19 protein-coding genes are annotated in these 18,052 nt (G+C 31.8%); 9 read left to right on the forward strand and 10 right to left on the reverse strand.

The window, feature by feature from the left end; translation table 11 throughout:
- Nucleotides 1-3: 3 nt before the first annotated feature.
- On the forward strand, nucleotides 4-1,047 hold the full coding sequence (locus HNP35_RS09620; protein WP_184161254.1) for an AMP-binding protein: 1,044 nt from the start codon (nucleotides 4-6) through the stop codon (nucleotides 1,045-1,047).
- A gap of 197 nt (nucleotides 1,048-1,244) precedes the next feature.
- Here HNP35_RS09620 and HNP35_RS09625 read toward each other — a convergent pair whose 3' ends face one another.
- The 3 genes from HNP35_RS09625 to HNP35_RS09635 all read right to left on the reverse strand — a co-directional run bounded on the left by HNP35_RS09625 (nucleotide 1,245) and on the right by HNP35_RS09635 (nucleotide 6,054).
- Nucleotides 1,245-2,459 (reverse strand): RsmB/NOP family class I SAM-dependent RNA methyltransferase, encoded by a 1,215-nt coding sequence (locus HNP35_RS09625; RefSeq protein WP_184160727.1) that lies wholly within the window; start codon nucleotides 2,457-2,459, stop codon nucleotides 1,245-1,247.
- 134 nt (nucleotides 2,460-2,593) lie between these two features.
- A complete protein-coding gene (locus HNP35_RS09630) occupies nucleotides 2,594-4,573 on the reverse strand; it encodes a KUP/HAK/KT family potassium transporter (RefSeq protein WP_184160730.1) in 1,980 nt (659 codons plus the stop codon).
- Between the two features lie 128 nt (nucleotides 4,574-4,701).
- Complete coding sequence (locus HNP35_RS09635) at nucleotides 4,702-6,054, reverse strand: hypothetical protein (protein WP_184160733.1); 1,353 nt, start codon at nucleotides 6,052-6,054, stop codon at nucleotides 4,702-4,704.
- A 240-nt stretch (nucleotides 6,055-6,294) separates the two neighbouring features.
- Here HNP35_RS09635 and HNP35_RS09640 point away from each other — a divergent pair, with 240 nt between their 5' ends.
- The gene (locus HNP35_RS09640; RefSeq protein ID WP_184160737.1) at nucleotides 6,295-7,356 is read left to right on the forward strand and encodes an oxidoreductase; all 1,062 of its coding nucleotides are present in this window, start codon (nucleotides 6,295-6,297) and stop codon (nucleotides 7,354-7,356) included.
- Nucleotides 7,357-7,427: 71 nt separating this feature from the next.
- Here HNP35_RS09640 and HNP35_RS09645 read toward each other — a convergent pair whose 3' ends face one another.
- The 5 genes from HNP35_RS09645 to HNP35_RS23775 all read right to left on the reverse strand — a co-directional run bounded on the left by HNP35_RS09645 (nucleotide 7,428) and on the right by HNP35_RS23775 (nucleotide 10,495).
- Nucleotides 7,428-7,886, reverse strand: a complete 459-nt coding sequence (locus HNP35_RS09645) for a sensor of ECF-type sigma factor (protein ID WP_184160740.1) — start codon at nucleotides 7,884-7,886, stop codon at nucleotides 7,428-7,430.
- A 31-nt stretch (nucleotides 7,887-7,917) separates the two neighbouring features.
- Nucleotides 7,918-8,337, reverse strand: coding sequence for a hypothetical protein (locus tag HNP35_RS09650; RefSeq protein WP_184160743.1), 420 nt, complete (start codon nucleotides 8,335-8,337; stop codon nucleotides 7,918-7,920).
- A gap of 33 nt (nucleotides 8,338-8,370) precedes the next feature.
- Nucleotides 8,371-8,913 (reverse strand): RNA polymerase sigma factor, encoded by a 543-nt coding sequence (locus HNP35_RS09655; protein ID WP_184160746.1) that lies wholly within the window; start codon nucleotides 8,911-8,913, stop codon nucleotides 8,371-8,373.
- A 76-nt stretch (nucleotides 8,914-8,989) separates the two neighbouring features.
- A complete protein-coding gene (locus HNP35_RS09660; RefSeq protein ID WP_184160749.1) occupies nucleotides 8,990-10,174 on the reverse strand; it encodes an SRPBCC family protein in 1,185 nt (394 codons plus the stop codon).
- A gap of 132 nt (nucleotides 10,175-10,306) precedes the next feature.
- Nucleotides 10,307-10,495: a hypothetical protein gene (locus HNP35_RS23775; protein ID WP_246453428.1), complete on the reverse strand. Its 189-nt coding sequence runs from the start codon at nucleotides 10,493-10,495 to the stop codon at nucleotides 10,307-10,309.
- Nucleotides 10,496-10,631: 136 nt separating this feature from the next.
- Here HNP35_RS23775 and HNP35_RS09665 point away from each other — a divergent pair, with 136 nt between their 5' ends.
- A complete protein-coding gene (locus tag HNP35_RS09665) occupies nucleotides 10,632-11,012 on the forward strand; it encodes a nucleoside triphosphate pyrophosphohydrolase family protein (RefSeq protein WP_184160752.1) in 381 nt (126 codons plus the stop codon).
- Between the two features lie 176 nt (nucleotides 11,013-11,188).
- Here the strand turns inward: HNP35_RS09665 and HNP35_RS09670 are convergent, their stop codons facing one another.
- Complete coding sequence (locus tag HNP35_RS09670; protein WP_184160755.1) at nucleotides 11,189-12,259, reverse strand: branched-chain amino acid aminotransferase; 1,071 nt, start codon at nucleotides 12,257-12,259, stop codon at nucleotides 11,189-11,191.
- Nucleotides 12,260-12,565: 306 nt separating this feature from the next.
- Here HNP35_RS09670 and mnmD point away from each other — a divergent pair, with 306 nt between their 5' ends.
- The gene (gene mnmD / locus HNP35_RS09675) at nucleotides 12,566-13,228 is read left to right on the forward strand and encodes a tRNA (5-methylaminomethyl-2-thiouridine)(34)-methyltransferase MnmD (protein ID WP_184160758.1); all 663 of its coding nucleotides are present in this window, start codon (nucleotides 12,566-12,568) and stop codon (nucleotides 13,226-13,228) included.
- A 168-nt stretch (nucleotides 13,229-13,396) separates the two neighbouring features.
- Nucleotides 13,397-13,594, forward strand: coding sequence for a hypothetical protein (locus HNP35_RS09680; RefSeq protein ID WP_184160761.1), 198 nt, complete (start codon nucleotides 13,397-13,399; stop codon nucleotides 13,592-13,594).
- A gap of 30 nt (nucleotides 13,595-13,624) precedes the next feature.
- Here HNP35_RS09680 and HNP35_RS09685 read toward each other — a convergent pair whose 3' ends face one another.
- On the reverse strand, nucleotides 13,625-14,569 hold the full coding sequence (locus HNP35_RS09685) for a LysR substrate-binding domain-containing protein (protein ID WP_184160764.1): 945 nt from the start codon (nucleotides 14,567-14,569) through the stop codon (nucleotides 13,625-13,627).
- Between the two features lie 106 nt (nucleotides 14,570-14,675).
- Between HNP35_RS09685 and HNP35_RS09690 the strand changes: the two genes are divergently transcribed.
- The 4 genes from HNP35_RS09690 (at nucleotide 14,676) to can (ending at nucleotide 18,040) form a co-directional block, all read left to right on the forward strand.
- Nucleotides 14,676-15,155 (forward strand): Dps family protein, encoded by a 480-nt coding sequence (locus tag HNP35_RS09690; RefSeq protein WP_184160767.1) that lies wholly within the window; start codon nucleotides 14,676-14,678, stop codon nucleotides 15,153-15,155.
- 122 nt (nucleotides 15,156-15,277) lie between these two features.
- Nucleotides 15,278-15,559: a hypothetical protein gene (locus HNP35_RS09695; RefSeq protein ID WP_246453454.1), complete on the forward strand. Its 282-nt coding sequence runs from the start codon at nucleotides 15,278-15,280 to the stop codon at nucleotides 15,557-15,559.
- An 84-nt stretch (nucleotides 15,560-15,643) separates the two neighbouring features.
- Nucleotides 15,644-17,290 carry a SulP family inorganic anion transporter gene (locus tag HNP35_RS09700; protein WP_184160773.1) on the forward strand — a complete coding sequence of 549 codons (1,647 nt, stop codon included), beginning with the start codon at nucleotides 15,644-15,646 and terminating at the stop codon, nucleotides 17,288-17,290.
- 114 nt (nucleotides 17,291-17,404) lie between these two features.
- Complete coding sequence (gene can, locus HNP35_RS09705; protein ID WP_184160776.1) at nucleotides 17,405-18,040, forward strand: carbonate dehydratase; 636 nt, start codon at nucleotides 17,405-17,407, stop codon at nucleotides 18,038-18,040.
- The last annotated feature ends 12 nt before the right edge of the window (nucleotides 18,041-18,052 follow it).

Consider the following 18,052-nt stretch of genomic DNA (forward strand, 5'->3'; position numbering starts at 1 on the left):
GTTATGCCAAATTTGACTCATAGAAATGTACACAATTATTTTAAATTAAATGGTTATCATTTAAATGCCAATGATTTATGTCGCGTTGCATATAGTTATGTTAAAGAAGGTGACGCATACGAACGATCAATTGGTGAATTCTTTTTAGATTGGTTTGATAAAAAGGATTATATCGAAATGACAACATCTGGAACTACTGGTCTTCCAAAATTAGTAAGATTAGAAAAACAGGCAATGATTCATTCTGCGCTTGCAACAGGTGATTTTTTTGATTTGAAACCTGGCGACAAAGCTTTATTATGTCTTCCAACACAATTTATTGCCGGCAAAATGATGTTGGTGCGAAGTTTAATTTTAGGATTAGAATTAGATGTTGTTTCGCCAAGTCTTCACCCGCTTGAGTTAAATACAACGACATATGATTTTGTTGCAATGGTGCCACTTCAGGTTCAAAATTCAATAAAGGGACTAAAAAATGTTCGCAAGCTGATTATTGGAGGTGCTAAAATGGATTCGTCTTTAGAAGAAAAACTTTTGCCACTAAAAACAGAGATTTATGAAACCTACGGAATGACTGAAACAATAACGCATATTGCAGCTAAACGTTTGGGAGATTCTGTTTTTTCAATTCTTCCAAATGTGAAAATCTCGCAAGACGATCGTGGATGTCTGGTTATCAATGTTGCCACAATTTCTGATGAAGCTATTGTAACGAATGATTTAGTAGAATTATTAAACGATCAGCAATTTATTTTTTTAGGAAGAATAGATAATGTAATTAATAGTGGAGGAGTAAAGCTGATTCCTGAGCAGATTGAAGCAAAATTGACAGGGAAAATAAATAGCAGGTTTTTTGTAACCGGACTTCCTGATACTACTTTAGGAGAAAAGTTAGTTCTAGTTATTGAAGGAGAAAAACAAGAATTTCCAGCAGATTTCTTTGATGTTTTAGGGAAATATGAAAAACCAAAAGAAATAGTTTTTGTTACTAAATTCAAAGAAAACGAAAATGGAAAGTTATTACGCAAACCTACTTTGCAGGATTAAAATTCCAAAATAAAAAAATGCAAATTACAATGCTATGCGTTTAGAACTTTGTCAAAGTTTCAAACTTTGACAAAGTTGGACAAGTAGAAAAATATAAAATAAAAAAAATCCAAATTCCAAGTTTAAAATTGGAATTTGGATTTTTTAGTATTAAGATTCCAAAATAAATTGAAATTTGGATTTTCAAAAATTGGAATTTATTTCTTACGTTCCATAAGTGCCATATAGAATCCATCAAAACCAGATTCCGACGCTAGCATTTTACGATCTTCAATAAAAGTAAATTGCTGTCCGATTTCTGTTTTCAAGAACTTTTCAACTTGTTCTTGATTTTCTGATGGCAATACAGAACAAGTTGCATAAACTAATTTACCGCCTGGTTTTACAATTTTAGAATAACTTTCTAAAACCTCGCTCTGAACTTTACGAATGTTATCAATAAATTCAGGTTGTAATTTCCATTTCGAATCAGGATTTCTTTTCAAAACTCCTAAACCGCTACAAGGTGCGTCAATTAAAACACGATCTGCTTTTTCGTGTAATTTTTTGATCACTTTTGTGCTGTCAATAATACGGTATTCGATATTAAAAGCGCCATTTCTTTTTGCTCTTAATTTCAATTGTTTCAATTTACTTTCGTACAAATCCATTGCAATAAGCTGCCCTTTATTTTCCATTAAAGAAGCCATATGCAATGTTTTTCCACCTGCTCCAGCACAAGTGTCAACCACACGCATTCCAGGTTTTACATCTAAGAATCCTGCAACTAATTGTGAGTTGGCGTCCTGCACTTCAAATAAGCCTTGTTTAAAAGCATCTGTTAAAAATACATTAGCTCTTTCTTTTAAAACAAGTGCTTCTGGCTGGTCTTTTAAATATTCTGTTTCAATATTTAAATCCATTAAAGTATTTCGAAGGCTTTCTTTAGTTCCTTTTAAAGTGTTAGTTCTAAGAATAACTTTTGCAGGCTGATTTTGAGCTGCAATTTCTTTCGCCCAAACTTTTTCGCCTAATTCTTTTACTCCTAATTCATCCATCCAATCTGGAATAGATTCTTTAACAGCTCTTGTTTTAGATAATTCGTCAAAACGACCTTTTATTTTTCTCTCTGGAGTTCCTTCCAATTGTCTCCAATCTGGAATTGGGTAACCGCGTAAAACCGCCCAAACAGCAAACATTCTCCAAAGATTATCTCTATCATATGGTTCTTTTACTTCGGCAATTTCGGCATATAATCGTTTCCAACGAACAATTTCATATATGGTTTCAGCAACAAACTTCCTGTCAGAACTTCCCCAACGTTTGTCTTTTTTTAATGCTCTAGCTACCACTTTATCAGCATATTCTCCTTCGTTGAAAATTGCATTCAAAGAGTCAATGGTAGTATAAACTAAATTTCTGTGTAATCTCATTTCTATTATTTGAGTTGCAAAGGTACTATTAATTGATTGAAAGTTAAATTTTTAATACCGAATCTTACTTAGATCGCTATTAAAGAAAAAAAAACACTCTAATTAAGAGTGTTTTTTGAAATATTTTTAAGGCTTTATTCTTTAGAAACAATACGCGTTAATCCAATATTTTCGGGAGCATGAAGCACCATTGGGAATTTTTCAACTTTAACTGAACTACTGTCTAGACCAAAAGCTCTTTCTTCAGACAAACTCAATTTTTTGATGAAGAAGTAAGAATTCATGATAATATTTTCATGCCATCTCAAATCGTTGTCGTTTGATAAGAATTTTTCAGACAATACAAATTTGAAGTCTCCAATAATATTGTTTTTGTTTAAAGATTCGTAACGGCTGGTAATATCCACTTCGCCACGTTTTACCATATCTTTGATTACTTCTCTAAACATTAAATTGATTTTGGTTGGTTCTCTAAATCCTAAATTGAAATCAATTCTATAAATATCGTCTTTTGCAATTTCAGTTACTTTATATTGCGTTTTATAAGGTTCTGTCAAAATATTAACGTGAACAAACCAATAGATATCTGCTCTTTTCGGACGTTTTTGAAGAATAGAATAAATTACTTTTTCTTCCAACTCATCAACACGATTTGCATTGGTCATGTAAACTAGGTGCGTTGCGTATTTTGGAATAGATAAATCTTGACTCAATTCTACAAGAACTCGTTTGTAATCATCAAGTTTAACCACTTTAGTGTAGTTCTTGTTGATTTTTTTAGCTAAGTACCAAATAGTCATTACTGAAATTAGCATACTTGCAATGATTAAAGTAACATAACCACCTTCGGCAAATTTTGTAATGTTGGCAAAAAGGAAACTAAATTCAATTAATAAATAAATTGTAATTAACGGCACCATAAAGTACAGTTTTACACGCTTCATAATTAAATAATAGTTCAATAAAATAGTTGTCATGATCATGCATAAAATAATAGCAAGACCATAAGCATGTTCCATATTTCCAGATTTTTCGAAGTGCAGAACGATTCCCACACAACCAAAAAACAATAGCCAGTTGATTGACGGAATATATAGCTGACCTTTTACTTCTGTTGGATATTTGATTTTTACTTTTGGCCAGAAATTCAAACGCATTGCTTCGTTTATCAATGTAAATGAACCACTGATTAATGCTTGTGATGCAATAACGGCAGCTAAAGTAGCTACTACAATTCCGAATGGTAAAAACCAATGCGGCATGATTAAGTAAAACGGATTTCCATTTTCTCCGCCCAATTGCTGTAAAGTGCTTCCTTCATGATGAATTAAATAAGCTGCTTGTCCGAAATAGTTTAAAACTAAAGTTGTTTTTACAAACATCCAGCTGATTCTAATGTTTTTTCTACCGCAGTGTCCCATGTCAGAATACAGCGCTTCTGCTCCGGTTGTACACAAGAATACAAAACCAAGAACAAAGAAACCATCTGGGTGAATAGATAATAAATGGTAAGCATAATAAGGATTGATCGCTTTGATAACTTCTGGATAATTAAGTACTTGAATAGTACCTAAAGTTCCAAGCATGGCAAACCAAATTAACATCATTGGAGCAAAGAATTTACCAACCAATTTAGTTCCGAACTGCTGAATTGTAAATAATACAAATAGAATAGTAATTACTATGTAAACAATAGTTTGCGTTTGCATAGTTGGATAAAATGCTCTAATTCCTTCTACAGCAGATGAAATTGAAATGGGAGGTGTTATAATTCCGTCTGCGAGCAAGGCACTACCCCCAATTATGGCGGGAACAATAAGCCATTGTATTTTTGTTTTCTTGACTAATGCATAAAGTGCGAAAATTCCTCCTTCTCCATGATTGTCTGCACTTAAAGTAATAAGCACATATTTGATTGTAGTTTGTAATGTTAAAGTCCAAAAGACACAAGAAATACCTCCTAAAACAATATCAGCATTAATGGTGTGATCCCCCAAAATTGCCTTCATTACGTACAATGGAGAGGTTCCAATATCTCCGTAAATAATCCCTAAAGTAATCAATAAACCCCCAATAGACAACTTACTATGTAAGTTTTTATGCGATGCGCTCATGTATATTTTTATAAAAGACGGTTGCAAATTTACTGTTTTAAAACAAATTAGCAGCAATTATAATTAAAAAGATAAAAAAAAGCACAATCCTAAAATTGTGCTTTTCTTAATTATGATTTTTGATGAAATTATCCTCTTCTTCCACCACCGCCTCTATTGCTAGAACCGCTTTCTCTTTGAGGTTGTCCTCCTCTTGATTCTTGGCTAACTCTAGAAGTCTCTTGACTTGCTCTCGGCGATTCTGAGCGTTGTTGGCTTTGAGCAGGTCTTGCAGAATATTCTCTATTAGAACTTGATCTGTTTTCCGAATTACTTCTTGGCATTTCTGCTCTTTGAGCGGGAGCAGATTGCGTTGTGCTAACTCTATTTTGAGAATAATTTCTATTCTCTGATCTTTGAGAAGATGTCTCACGATTAAAACCTCTATTTTCTGAATTTCCTCTAGAAGTAACTCTAGTATTGTTGCTACTTGCAGATTCAGTTCTTGGAGTATTTTCAACCCTTGCAGAATTGTTTCCTCTGTTTGAATAGTCTCTATTTACGTTTCCTTCTGTATTTCTGTTTACAGTTCTGTTACTAGAATTGTAGTCTCTATCAGTGTTTCTGTCTGAAGAAGTTCTATAAGTAGAATTTCTGTTTTCAGCATAATTTCTGTTTGGAGTTCTGTTATCAGAAGAAACTGGTCTAGAGGTATTGCTTCTGTTTGTGTTATAAGAGTTTCTGTTAGCTTCTCTGCTAGCTACACGTCTTTGATCTAATTCGTATCTATTAGTTGTGTTAGAATGTCTTTCTGCAAAGCTATAGTTTGGACGCATTCTTTCATAACCATAAGTACGTCTTGTTTCGTAAATAGCAGGGGCTCTGTAACTTCTTCTAACATTTACATAATTGTAACTGTTATGAACATTGATGCACACATTTACATTGTTTCTGTATCTGTAAACAGGATAAGGTCTCCATGCTGTGTAATATGTTGGGTAGTATCCCCAATACCAAGTTGAGTAATATGGTCTATAATTTGTTACCCAAAAAGAGCTATAAATTACAGGAACGACACTGTATACAGGCTCATAAATATAACTCGCTCCATATAAATACGTGTTTCCAACAACTTGAACACTTACTTTATTGTAATTATCTCTTTCAACATCAATCGTAGCAATATCTTGATAAACGTCACGATCTAAAACCGCTTGAATGATTACAACGTGAGTTCTGTTTTCTACAGATTCGATAACACGTAAATAATCTACTTCGTCATCACCATTTAAATCAAGGTTTGAAATTTGATATTTAGGATCATTTAATCTTCTTTCAAAATCTTGAAGATTTGCAGATTCTCCAAACATCGAAGCAACTGCTCTTAAATCCAAGTTATCGCTTATATCTGAGTTTTTTGCATATACTGTAGTTTGACTTTGTGCTGCACAAGAACCAAAAACTAAGGCTATCATCGCTATTAAAAGTAATTTCGTTTTCATGACTAATTGTATTAAATTATTTTTTCTGATAGTAAATATCCAATTACTGTGCCATAATTTTTTTTGAAGAATTATTGGTTTTTAAGTTTTTGTAAATCAGTTGTTTGTTGTTTTTGTTTAATGCCTTTGCTTTTTTGGAAGATATAGGGAAATGTGAATTTTATTTTATGAAAAGAAAATAAACTTATTTGAAATTTTATAAATAATCGTATTTTAGCGTTAACCAAATTTTAATTTCCTATGAAAAAACTAACTTTATTTTGTGGTATTTTTATTTTATTGATGTCTTTTAGTGCATTTAACCATAAAACAGAAGTACCTTACAGCAGTGGTTTTACATCGATGACGGTGGATACTTTGTTTAAAGATAGAATTAGTATAAGAGCCATTTTGATTGATAAAAATAAAGTTTGGTATGGCGCAGATAATTCTCGATTTGGCTATTATGATTTGACTAAGAAAGAAAAATTTGAAGAGCATATTTACCGTGATACTTTAAATTTAGAGTTTAGAAGCATTGCACAAACTTCAAAAGATGTTTTTCTGCTTAGTGTAGCAAATCCTGCTTTACTTTATGCTGTTTCTAAAAAAGACAATACATTTAAATTGGTTTACAAAGAAATCAATCCAAAAGTTTTCTACGATAGTATGCAATTCTGGAACGACAAAGAAGGAATAGCAATTGGTGATCCAACAGAAGATACCTTTTCTATTATTGTAACCCGAGACGGTGGAGAAACTTGGACAAAATTACTATCAGATAAATTACCTACAAATACAACTGGCGAAGCGGCTTTTGCAGCAAGTAATACTAATATTGTAATTAAAGGAAATGATACTTGGTTGGTTTCAGGTGGAAAAAAGGCACGTGTCTTTTATTCTCCAGACAAAGCAAAAACATGGAAAGTAGTAGAAACGCCAATTGTTCAAGGAAAACAGATGACCGGAATTTTTACAGCTGATTTTTACGATTCTAAACAAGGTTTTATCGCCGGTGGCGACTATGATTATCCGAACAAAAAAATAGACAATAAAGCTTTTACTAAAGATGGAGGAAAAACTTGGGAACTAATTGGGCAAAACATGGGTTTTGGATATGCGTCTTGTGTGCAATATGTTCCTGGAGGTAATGGAAAAGAAATTGTGTGCGTTGGTTCTGAGGGGATTCAGTATTCTCAAAATGGTGGCGAAAACTGGATGCAGCTTTCTACAGATTCAACTCTTTTTACTATCCGTTTTGTAAATAGAAATACGGCAATTGCTGCTGGTCACAATAAAGTAGTTAAACTTAATTTTAAATAAAAAACAAGAACCCTAAATAATAAAGTAAGTATTATTATATAGGGTTCTTGTCGCTGTTGTTTCTTTGCTATCTAGTCTTTGTTGCCTTTATCGCGATATTGCTGTAACAATTTTCGGCTAAAATCATCTTCAGATTTTTTGAGTAATAATATTTTCTTCGGAGAAAGTACCTTTTTTACATTACTCATAAATTTTTCTCTAAGTTGATATAATTCCTTATCAGTACTTTCTATCTGAGATAATAATGTCGCTGCTTCTTTTTCTGAAAGATTTTTTAGATTGTCATCGTTTAGCTTTTTCAGGTAAGTTTTCATTTTAAAATGCCTCAACTCAAATTGTTTGTCGTCATAAGCATTGTATATTGGCCAGAATTTTTCAGCTTCTGTAGAAGTTAATTCTAATTCTGTAGTTAAAAATGAAACTTTAAAAGCTTTGATTTTTTCACGTTTTTCATCAATTTTTCCATTTTGGGCAAAAAAGGAAATACTTGTCAGAAAGAGCAGTAGCGGTAAAATGTTTTTTATTTTCATTGCTAAGTTAAGTTGTTGAGTTAAGTTGAGTTTAATTTTGTTCTGAAATCAGATGTTCTATATTCGGACTTGTGGATAAAATGTCTTCTAAAGTTTCGTCTTCCAGAGTTATGTCGTTGTTTAATTTTTCGATATCGCTATCGTCTAATTTTTGAATTAAATCGTATTGACTTATATTAGATTGATAAGATAAATAAGTTTCCAATGTAGCCTCGTCAAGATCATTTGATGTTGCTCTATAATTATTCACGATCGGAATCATTAAAGCAAAACCAATTAATGCGGCAGCAGCCAAAGAAATTGTTTTTTTGCGTTTGTAAAAAGGAATTACTTTAACCTCTTTTTGATCTAATTGCTGTAAAACCTTTTCTGAAAAATCATCAAAATAATTGTCTGGAGTCTTAAATCCAGATTTTATTTTTGGTTCGTTTTCTAATTTAAATGTTTTCATAATATCTATAAGATAGTTTTAGTTACCAAAGGTTTAATTTGATGTAACATATAATTCAATTTTTTTTACTGCATGATGATAGGATGCTTTTAAAGCACCCACCGAAGTCCCTAAAATTTCAGCTATTTCTTCGTATTTTAATTCTTCAAAATATTTCATTTTGAAAACTAATTGCTGTTTTTCTGGAAGCGTTACAATTGCTTTTTGAAGTTTTATCTGTATTTCATCTCCATCAAAATAAAGATCAGCTTTTAAATTATCAATGGTTTTATTTTGAAGATCTTCAGATGAGATACCGCTCAATTTTGCTTTTTGAGACAGAAATGTCAAAGCTTCATTTGTTGCAATACGATACATCCAAGAAAAGAGTTTACTTTCTCCTTTAAAGTTTTTAAGATATTGAAAGACTTTTATAAAAGTGTTCTGCAAGACATCATCTGCATCATCATGATTCAAAACAATATTTCGAATATGAGAATACAGCGGACGCTGATAATCGGACAAGAGTTTTTGAAACGCTGTATTTTGCGTTTGAGGGTCTAATAATTGTTTTATAAATTCCTTCTCGTCTATCAAACTTTTTTGTTATGTAAACCTTCTTAATATACATTAGACTGAATTGTAAACAAAAGGTTTAATAAGCCTTTGAAATTTAAAATTCTGAGTCTTCTTCTGTCTCTGCAGGAGTTGGAGCAGGAGCAGGTTTCTTTTTAACTGGTTCTTTTCGTGGTTCTGGGCGAGGCTCGCTTGGAGTTTCTCCTTGAGTTTCGCTTGGTGTTTCTGGTGTGTAAACAGGCTCAGTTACGACAGGAACTACTTTTGGTTTTATAGGGAAATAAATTTCTGTAACTAATTTAGATGAAGCTTTTACATCTAATTTGCTTAACGTCCAAATTTCAAGATGAGACCAACTCAAATCTGGAATTATTTTTTGATTATTGATGTAAGCCGTTGTTTTAGCAATAGCTTCATTTCTATGCGAGTAATCTCCATTAAGAGTTGTTTTTACGGCATCAAAACCATTTAGTTTTCCAGATGAAATATCGCTTCCAGAGCTAATTGATATTTCTTTATTAATTGGCAAACAAATTGAGATTTTTGCTAAACCAGTATTTGTATCATAAGTATGGTAAATGATAAACGGTTTTCCATTAGCAGATAAACCATTTGTCTCGCTAAAGTGTATTAGTTTCGGAATTACAATTCTTGCATTCTTATTAACTTTTGCGATTTCACTTGTAAAGGTTTGACGAATATATGGAGTTTCCGTTTTCTTAACTACTCCATCAACTTTTACAGCGTAAGTTTTGGTTTCGTAATCTAGGTTTTTGTCAATATTTACTAAGCTTTTTTCATAAATAGTTCCAATAACTTTATCAGAACCACCATGCAAGGCAGTATAAATTTTAAACAAGAAACTCATTGTTCCAGTTCCTTTCCAGGTAACTTTTGTTTTTCCGTTTAAAGTATCTTTTAAAGTCCAGCTTACATCGGCTTCAGTGCCGTCATATTGCATTTTTTGAGCAATGCTTTCTCCTTCTTTTGTTTTAAGTGTAATAGCATTTCCTTTTCCATCGACACCATCCCAATAAAACGAAGCGCCATTTCCGCTTGTTTTATTTGCAAAAGTCATTTTTATAGTAGGATCTTCAACCGACCAAGATTCGAAGTCTTCGTAATTTCTAAAGTCATTAAGATAGTTGTAAACTGTCGAACGAGGCGAATTAATAACTTTACTTCTTTCTACAGAGAAATTTCCTTTTTGAGTAGCAACAAAAACAGTAAGAGCAACAAAGCTTAGTAATGCAAAAAGAAATAAATACTTAAGAATTTTCATTGGTAGATTGTTTGGTTCGTAAAGTTATAAATTTTATCGTCAGTCTTACTAATAACCAATAATTATTAGGTTTTATTTTATAGCGATTAATCTTTTTTAATAAAAAAAACAGACTCTATTTAATTTTATAAATTATCTTTTAAAGAATATTTTAATCAAAAATAAAATAGCAATAAAGAGTAAGAAGGCAACAAGTACTTTATAATTTCCTTTGTAAAAGATTTTATGCAACGCTAAATCCTTTCGATAAGCAAAAATCATTATGATTACAAATGCAATAAAAAAGCATACTCCAAATAGTATTTGTCCTTGACTAAACATAGTTTTAAAATTATTTTCGACAAATTTAGAAAATTGTATACGATTTGCTGCTAAATTGGCTTTTCATTTCATCCAATAAATTTTCGAATTTATTAGAAAGTGACTTATATTAGCAAAAAAAAGGAAACCTACATATATGAAAAAACAACTCGACGCCGTAACAGAATTTCACACTGCCTTTAAAATTGGTCATAGCACAACTCCAATTGCCGATGTGGGAGCAGAAAAGAAATTACTTCGCTATAATTTAATGAAGGAAGAAAATGAGGAATATTACGAAGCGGTTCAGAATAATGATATAGTTGAAATTGCAGATGCTCTTGGCGATATGATGTATATTTTATGCGGAACAATTATTGAGCATGGTCTTCAAGATAAAATTGAAGCTGTTTTTGATGAAATTCAACGTAGCAATATGAGTAAATTAGGAGAAGACGGAAAACCAATTTACCGCGAAGACGGAAAGGTAATGAAAGGCCCAAACTATTTTAAACCTGATTTTTCTAAATTATTATAGAAAAAGTATATTTAAACACATAGAAACATAGTTTTTTGCAGATTAAAAAAAAGACTTTTCACTTGCATCAATACACATAGCTATGTGTTTACAATTTATTTTACGGAATAATGATATAAAAAAGAAACCCGATAAAACTAAATTTATCGGGTTTCTCATTTTATATGGTTTTGGAATTATTGTACTTTAACTGTCCATCCAAAAGTATCTTCAGAAAGTTTGTTTTGAAGATTTGTTAATTTCTCTTTTAAGAATGAAGCATAAGAATTCTCAATTGGAGCCATTTCATAATATTCATCTTTATATGAAAATCCTTTAATAACGCTAATAACAGCAGCAGTTCCTGCACCAAAGATTTCTTTTAAAGATCCGTTTTTAGCCGCTTCAACCAATTCAGAAACAATTACTGGACGAACATCAACTTTTAAACCTTCTTTTTCAGCCATAGCAATCAAACTTTTTCTGGTAACACCATCTAAAATTCTTTCACTTGTTGGAGCTGTTAATAATGTATCATTAATTCTGAAGAAAACGTTCATTGTTCCTGCTTCTTCTAGTTTTGTATGTGTAGCATCATCAGTCCAGATAACTTGTTGGAAACCGTCTTTGTTCGCCAAGTTAGTTGGGTAAAATTGCGCAGCATAGTTACCAGCAGCTTTTGCAGCTCCGATTCCGCCATTTGCAGCTCTACTGAAATGCTCGGCAATAATTACTTTTACTTCTCCTCCATAATATGCTTTTGCTGGAGAAAGTAAAATCATGAATTTATATTCATCAGATGGATTTGCGATAACTCCAGGACCTGTAGCAATCATAAAAGGACGGATGTACATACTTGCGCCGTTACCTCTTTGAATCCAATCTTTGTCTAATTTTAATAATTCATTTAAACCATCCATAAAAATAGCTTCAGGAACTTCTGGCATCGCCATTCTTACAGCAGATTTATTAAAACGGTTATAGTTTTCATCTGGTCTAAACAACCAAACATCATTATTGTCATCTTTATAAGCTTTCATTCCTTCAAAAATAGCTTGTCCGTAATGGAAGACTTTTGAAGATGGATCCATCAAAATAGGAGCATAAGGTTTAATGACAGGATTTTGCCATTGCCCGTTTTTAAAATCGCATTCGAATAAATGGTCTGTAAATACAGCACCAAAACTTAAGTTTTCAAAATCTACTTCGTTTATTTTCGTAGAAGTAGCTTTTATGATTTCAATTTTGCTTGTTTGAGTTGTACTCATAGTTCTGTAAGTTTTTTGTGAGATATTTTTCACTGTAGTAAAACTAAAGTGATGATATCATGGAAAATAGAATTTATAGAATGCAAAATTAAGTAAAAATATGTAAAATACTTAGTGAAAATTCATTATTTACTGGTTTTGACTGAGATTTATTTATCCTATAATAAACTCAAATATTTAGTTGATTTTTATAAATAATTTATGAAAAAACTATCGATTTTTAAGGCTTTACGCATTAGTTTTGACTAAATTTGAATATTAAAATACCTTGAAAATCAATAAAAATCGATTATAAATTTCGAAAAAGTGAAAAGAGAAATAATTAAAACGCTAGATGGCTCAACTACAATTCGTTTGCCAGAATGGGATGAATGTTATCATTCTAAACACGGCGCGATTCAAGAAGCAAAACACGTATTTATAAAAAACGGACTTTCTTTGTTTGAAAAACCAATTAGTATATTGGAGATCGGTTTTGGTACAGGATTAAATGCTTTTATTACTTTTTTAGAAGCCATTAAAAAAAATCAAAAAATCGATTACGTTGGAGTAGAAGCTTATCCAGTTGACGCCGATGAAATTTTAGAAATGAATTATGCCGAAGAATTAAATGCATTGGAATTTAGTAACATTTTTGAGAAAATGCATAAATCGAAATGGAACGAAAAAATAGAAATTTGCGACCAGTTCTCGTTAACCAAAAGGAAACAATTTTTTGATGAAATAGACGATTTTGAAATTTTTGATTTGATTTACTTTGATGCCTTCGGATACAGAGTGCAGCCGGAGCTTTGGAGTACAGAAATTTTTCAGAAAATGTACAATAGTTTAAAACCTAATGGAGTTTTAGTTACCTATGCAGCCCGCGGAGTTGTTAAAAGAAGTATGATTTCTGTAGGATTTACCGTAGAAAAATTAGCTGGTCCTCCTGGTAAAAGAGAAATGTTTAGAGCCACTAAAAGCCTTTAAAAATGAGTTGTTTAGAATGATTCTATATTGATTTATATGTTTTAAGAAAACGTATTCGTTGCTAAACTTTTGAAAAAAAATAGTTAAAAATGAAATTTATGTTTGTTAATTGTTTAAATTTGGCTCGAGTTTAAAAAATTAGATAACCCCCGAAAATCTTATTTTATTATGTCAAAAATGATGTTTGATTACACGAAATCAATACTTGAAAGAGTTAGTTTCGATCCGATACTTTTCTGCAAAGAGTTAGAAAAAGCTATCAAGACACTGTTACCTTACGAAATGGAGCAATTACAAGAATGGTTATTAAGTTTTGTAATCGAAAAACCAGAATTAAAACAAAGTCTACTACTAATTAAAGTATAAAAAAAGGAGCCAATTTGGCTCCTTTTTTATTTACGCTTTCTTTTGTAGCGGACTTATGATTTGAACGTTCTGAAAAACAATTGCGCCCTTTACAACGCCAGCAATTGTAGATCGGATTGCGTCAATGATTTGCATTTTTAATTCGCTCTTTGGGTAAATCAAACTTACCTCTCGAGCAGGTTTTGGTTCCTTAAAGTTTCGAAGTTTCAGTTTATCGGATTCTTTTAAGTCTAAGGTGTGCAAGTACGGAAGTAATGTTGTGCCTAAACCTTCGTCGGCTAATTTAATTAAGGTTTCAAAACTACCGCTTTGAATCTGGAAATTACTCTGATCGGCATCAGAAACACTTTTGCAAAGATTTAAAATGCCATCTCTAAAACAATGCCCGTCTTGCAAGAGCAAAATTTCGTTTAGATTTAAATCAGAAACCTCCAATTCTTGTTTCCCAAAAACAGCATGTTGTTCTGGAATGTAAGCTACAAAAGGTTCGAAATACAAAACGATTTCTTTAATCTTTTCATCTTCTAGTGGAGTAGCAGCAATTGCAGCATCTAAATGACCGTTTTTAAGCTTTACAATAATTTCTTCTGTATTAAGCTCCTCAATTAAAAGTTTAACTTTTGGATATTTTTTAATGAAATTATTCAAAAACATAGGCAGAAGCGTTGGCATAATTGTCGGAATAATTCCTAAGCGAAATTCTCCTCCAATAAAACCTTTCTGCTGTTCTACAATATCTTTAATACGATCAGCTTCATTAACAATGTTTTTTGCCTGATTTACTATTTTCTGACCAATATCAGTAAGTTGAATAGGTTTTTTGCTTCTGTCAAATATTAAGATATTGAGCTCTTCTTCAATCTTTTGTATTTGCATACTTAATGTTGGCTGTGTTACAAAGCATTTTTCGGCTGCAAGTGTGAAGTTTTTGTGTTCGGCAACTGCTAACACATATTGTAATTGAGTTATAGTCATGTTGATAGTAATTTGTGATGCAAAAATAAGAAAATATAATTTTTATTTATATTTATTTTATGAAAGTTACTTTAATTTTGTAGTAAATTAGTGTAAAAAAGAGATTATGAAAACAAATATTTTAGGATTACCTGTAAAAGAATCAGAATTATTAGTAAAAGAACTGAATGTGCTTTTGTCAAATTTTCAAGTATATTATCAAAATTTGAGAGGAATTCATTGGAACATTCGTGGTAAACGTTTTTTTGATTTACATGTAAAATTCGAAGAATTATATACTGATGCGCAATTAAAAATAGATATGATAGCCGAAAGAGTTTTGACAATTGGAGGAACACCTTTGCATACTTTTGACGACTATATCAAAAACAATAAATTGACTGTTGGAAAAAACATTTCTAATGATGAAAAAGCTGTTCAGCTAATTGTTCATTCTTTGTCAGATCTATTGAAAATTGAAAGAGAAATATTAAACAAATCTGACGAAATCAATGATGAAGGAACCAATTCTATGATGAGTGACTTCATTTCAGAACAAGAAAAAACAATCTGGATGATGAATGCATGGCTTGAAGAGACTCTTTAAGTTATTGTTTTTTAGTAAATTATAAGCAGAACGGCATAAAAATTGCGTTCTGCTTTTTTGTTTATGTTAAATTTCTATAAAAATTTCTTTGATTTTATTTGTTTAACGCTATTTTTGTTTTGATGAAATTCGTAGCCCGCATATTATTATTCATATTCATTGCTTTCTTATCGACTCCAACAATTGTTCAGGCGTTAAAGAAAGGAAATGGCGCGGCTATATCTTTTAGTATTTCTGAAGAAGAAGTTCATAAAGAACTTAAAAACGTAGTTCATCCTACTATTTTAGAACATGAAGTTTTAATTCCGGTTTGCATCGAGAAGAAAACAATTATTTCTGAAAATATTGTAAAACTTGACAATATTTCTCCGAGCATATTTGCTCCACCTCCCAATTTAGTATAATACTTCCGATTATTTTGATCTTTAACCACATTTCATTTTTGAGATGCGGTAAATCTTTAATGAATAATTTTTTAGTATTGTATTATGACAAAAAAAATCAATCTTTTTGCCAACCTTAAATCTGATTTTGCCTCAGGTTTAGTGGTTTTCTTGGTGGCTCTTCCGTTGTGTTTAGGTATTGCAATGGCTTCTGGAGCGCCATTATTTTCTGGAATTATTGCTGGTGTTGTGGGCGGTATCGTAGTTGGATATTTAAGCCAATCGCACATTAGTGTTTCAGGTCCAGCTGCTGGTTTAACAGCTATCGTTCTAACCGCTATAACCGATTTAGGAGCTTTTGATGTTTTTTTAATGTCAGTTTTTATTGCTGGATTGATTCAATTAGCTTTAGGATTCTTAAAAGCCGGAAGTATATCTAACTATTTTCCGACAAACGTAATTGAAGGAATGTTGGCAGGTATTGGAATTATCATTATTCTAAAACAAATACCGCATGCTTTTGGTTACGATGCAGATTATGAAGGAGATCAAGCTTTTATACAAAATGATGGAAGTAATTCATTTTCATTTCTATTTGATGTTTTAAATCATATTCAATTAGGAGCGGTTGTGGTTACAGTTGTATCATTGATAATTTTGCTTTCTTGGGAAAGAGTTTCATTTCTAAAAAGAATAAAATTAGTTCCAGGCGCATTAGTTGCTGTAATACTTGGAGTGGTTTTAAACGAAATATTTATATCAACAGGAAGTAGTTTGGCAATCGCAAAAGAACATTTGGTTTCTTTGCCAGTTCCAAAATCTTTTGATGATTTTAAATCGATTATTATCATGCCCAATTTTGCTTCAGTTACTAATCCTCAGGTTTGGGTTGTTGGTCTTACCATTGCAATTGTGGCTTCTATTGAAACACTTTTATGTATCGAAGCTTCAGACAGAATGGATATTCAAAAACGATATACAGATACCAATGTTGAGCTGAGAGCACAAGGTATTGGAAATGTGGTTAGTTCGCTTTTAGGTGGACTTCCGATGACTTCTGTTGTGGTGCGTTCGTCGGCAAATAATAATGCAGGCGCAAAATCGAAAATGTCCACTATTATTCATGGTGTACTACTATTAATAAGTGTATTATCTATTCCGATGATTTTAAACAAAATTCCATTGGCAACTTTGGCTACGGTTTTGATCTTAGTTGGATATAAATTAGCTAAACCAGCAACCTTTATGCATTTCTGGAAAAAGGGGAAATACCAGTTTGTCCCTTTTATTGCAACTTTGGTCTTTGTCGTTGCGACAGATTTGCTAAAAGGTGTTGCGTTAGGAATTATCATTAGTATTATTTTTGTTTTAAGAGGAAATCTTAAGAGAGCCTACATATTCAAAAAAGAAGAATATGAGGATGGTGATATTATTCATATCGATTTAGCACAGGAGGTTTCATTTTTAAATAAAGCTGCTATCAAACAAACTTTAAGCGAGATTCCGGAAAATTCCAAATTAATTATCAATGCGCATGATACGGAATATATTGCGCATGATGTATTAGATTTAATTCGTGAATTTAAAGAAACGAGAGCAATTGATGAAAATATCAAAGTGAAGCTAAAAGGCTTTAAAGAAGCTTACGAACTAGAAAATACGCCAGAAAATAATAATCATGTTACGATTGAACATTATTATGATGTGGCAAAAAGAGAAGTAGTTCAAAAAGAAGTTGTTAGAGGCGAATAATTAAAATAAGGCGCTTTTAAAGCGAAAGAAGTCTCAAAATTTAGGTAACTTTACATTCAAGTTCATTTTTTGAGACTATTATAACTTAGAAATTACCACACAAAAAAGAAAAAAATGAGAAAATTTTATGAGCAGTTATTAGAAAATAATAAAAAGTGGGTTGAAACTTCATTAGCAAAAGATCCTAATTATTTCGCTGATTTGGCAAAAGGGCAACAGCCTCCATTATTATGGATCGGGTGTTCTGACAGCCGTGTTCCTGCAAACGAAATTGTTGGTGCAAAACCAGGAGAAGTATTCGTTCACCGTAATATTGCCAACATGGTTGTACACTCTGATATGAATATGTTGAGTGTTTTAGATTATGCTGTAAATGTTTTGAAAATTAAACATATTATCGTGTGCGGACACTACGGATGCGGAGGTGTAAAAGCTGCAATGGGACATCAATCTGTTGGGATTATTGACAACTGGCTTCGTCACATTAAAGATGAATATCGTTTGCATGATAAATATTTGAATTCGATTGAGAACGAAGAAGAGCGTTTTAACGCTTTTGTTGAAATCAATACTAAAGAACAGGTTTACAACTTGGCAAAAACGTCAATTGTTCAGAATGCTTGGAAAAACGGACAAGATTTAATGCTTCACGGTTGGGTTTACGGATTAAATTCAGGTTTTGTAACCGATTTAGATGTAAATATCGCTTCGAACGATGAACTAGATGAAGTTTACCAATTGGATCTTTAATAGATAGAAAAA

This window comes from Flavobacterium notoginsengisoli (assembly GCF_014207905.1).
Taxonomy (GTDB): Bacteria; Bacteroidota; Bacteroidia; order Flavobacteriales; family Flavobacteriaceae; genus Flavobacterium; species Flavobacterium notoginsengisoli_A.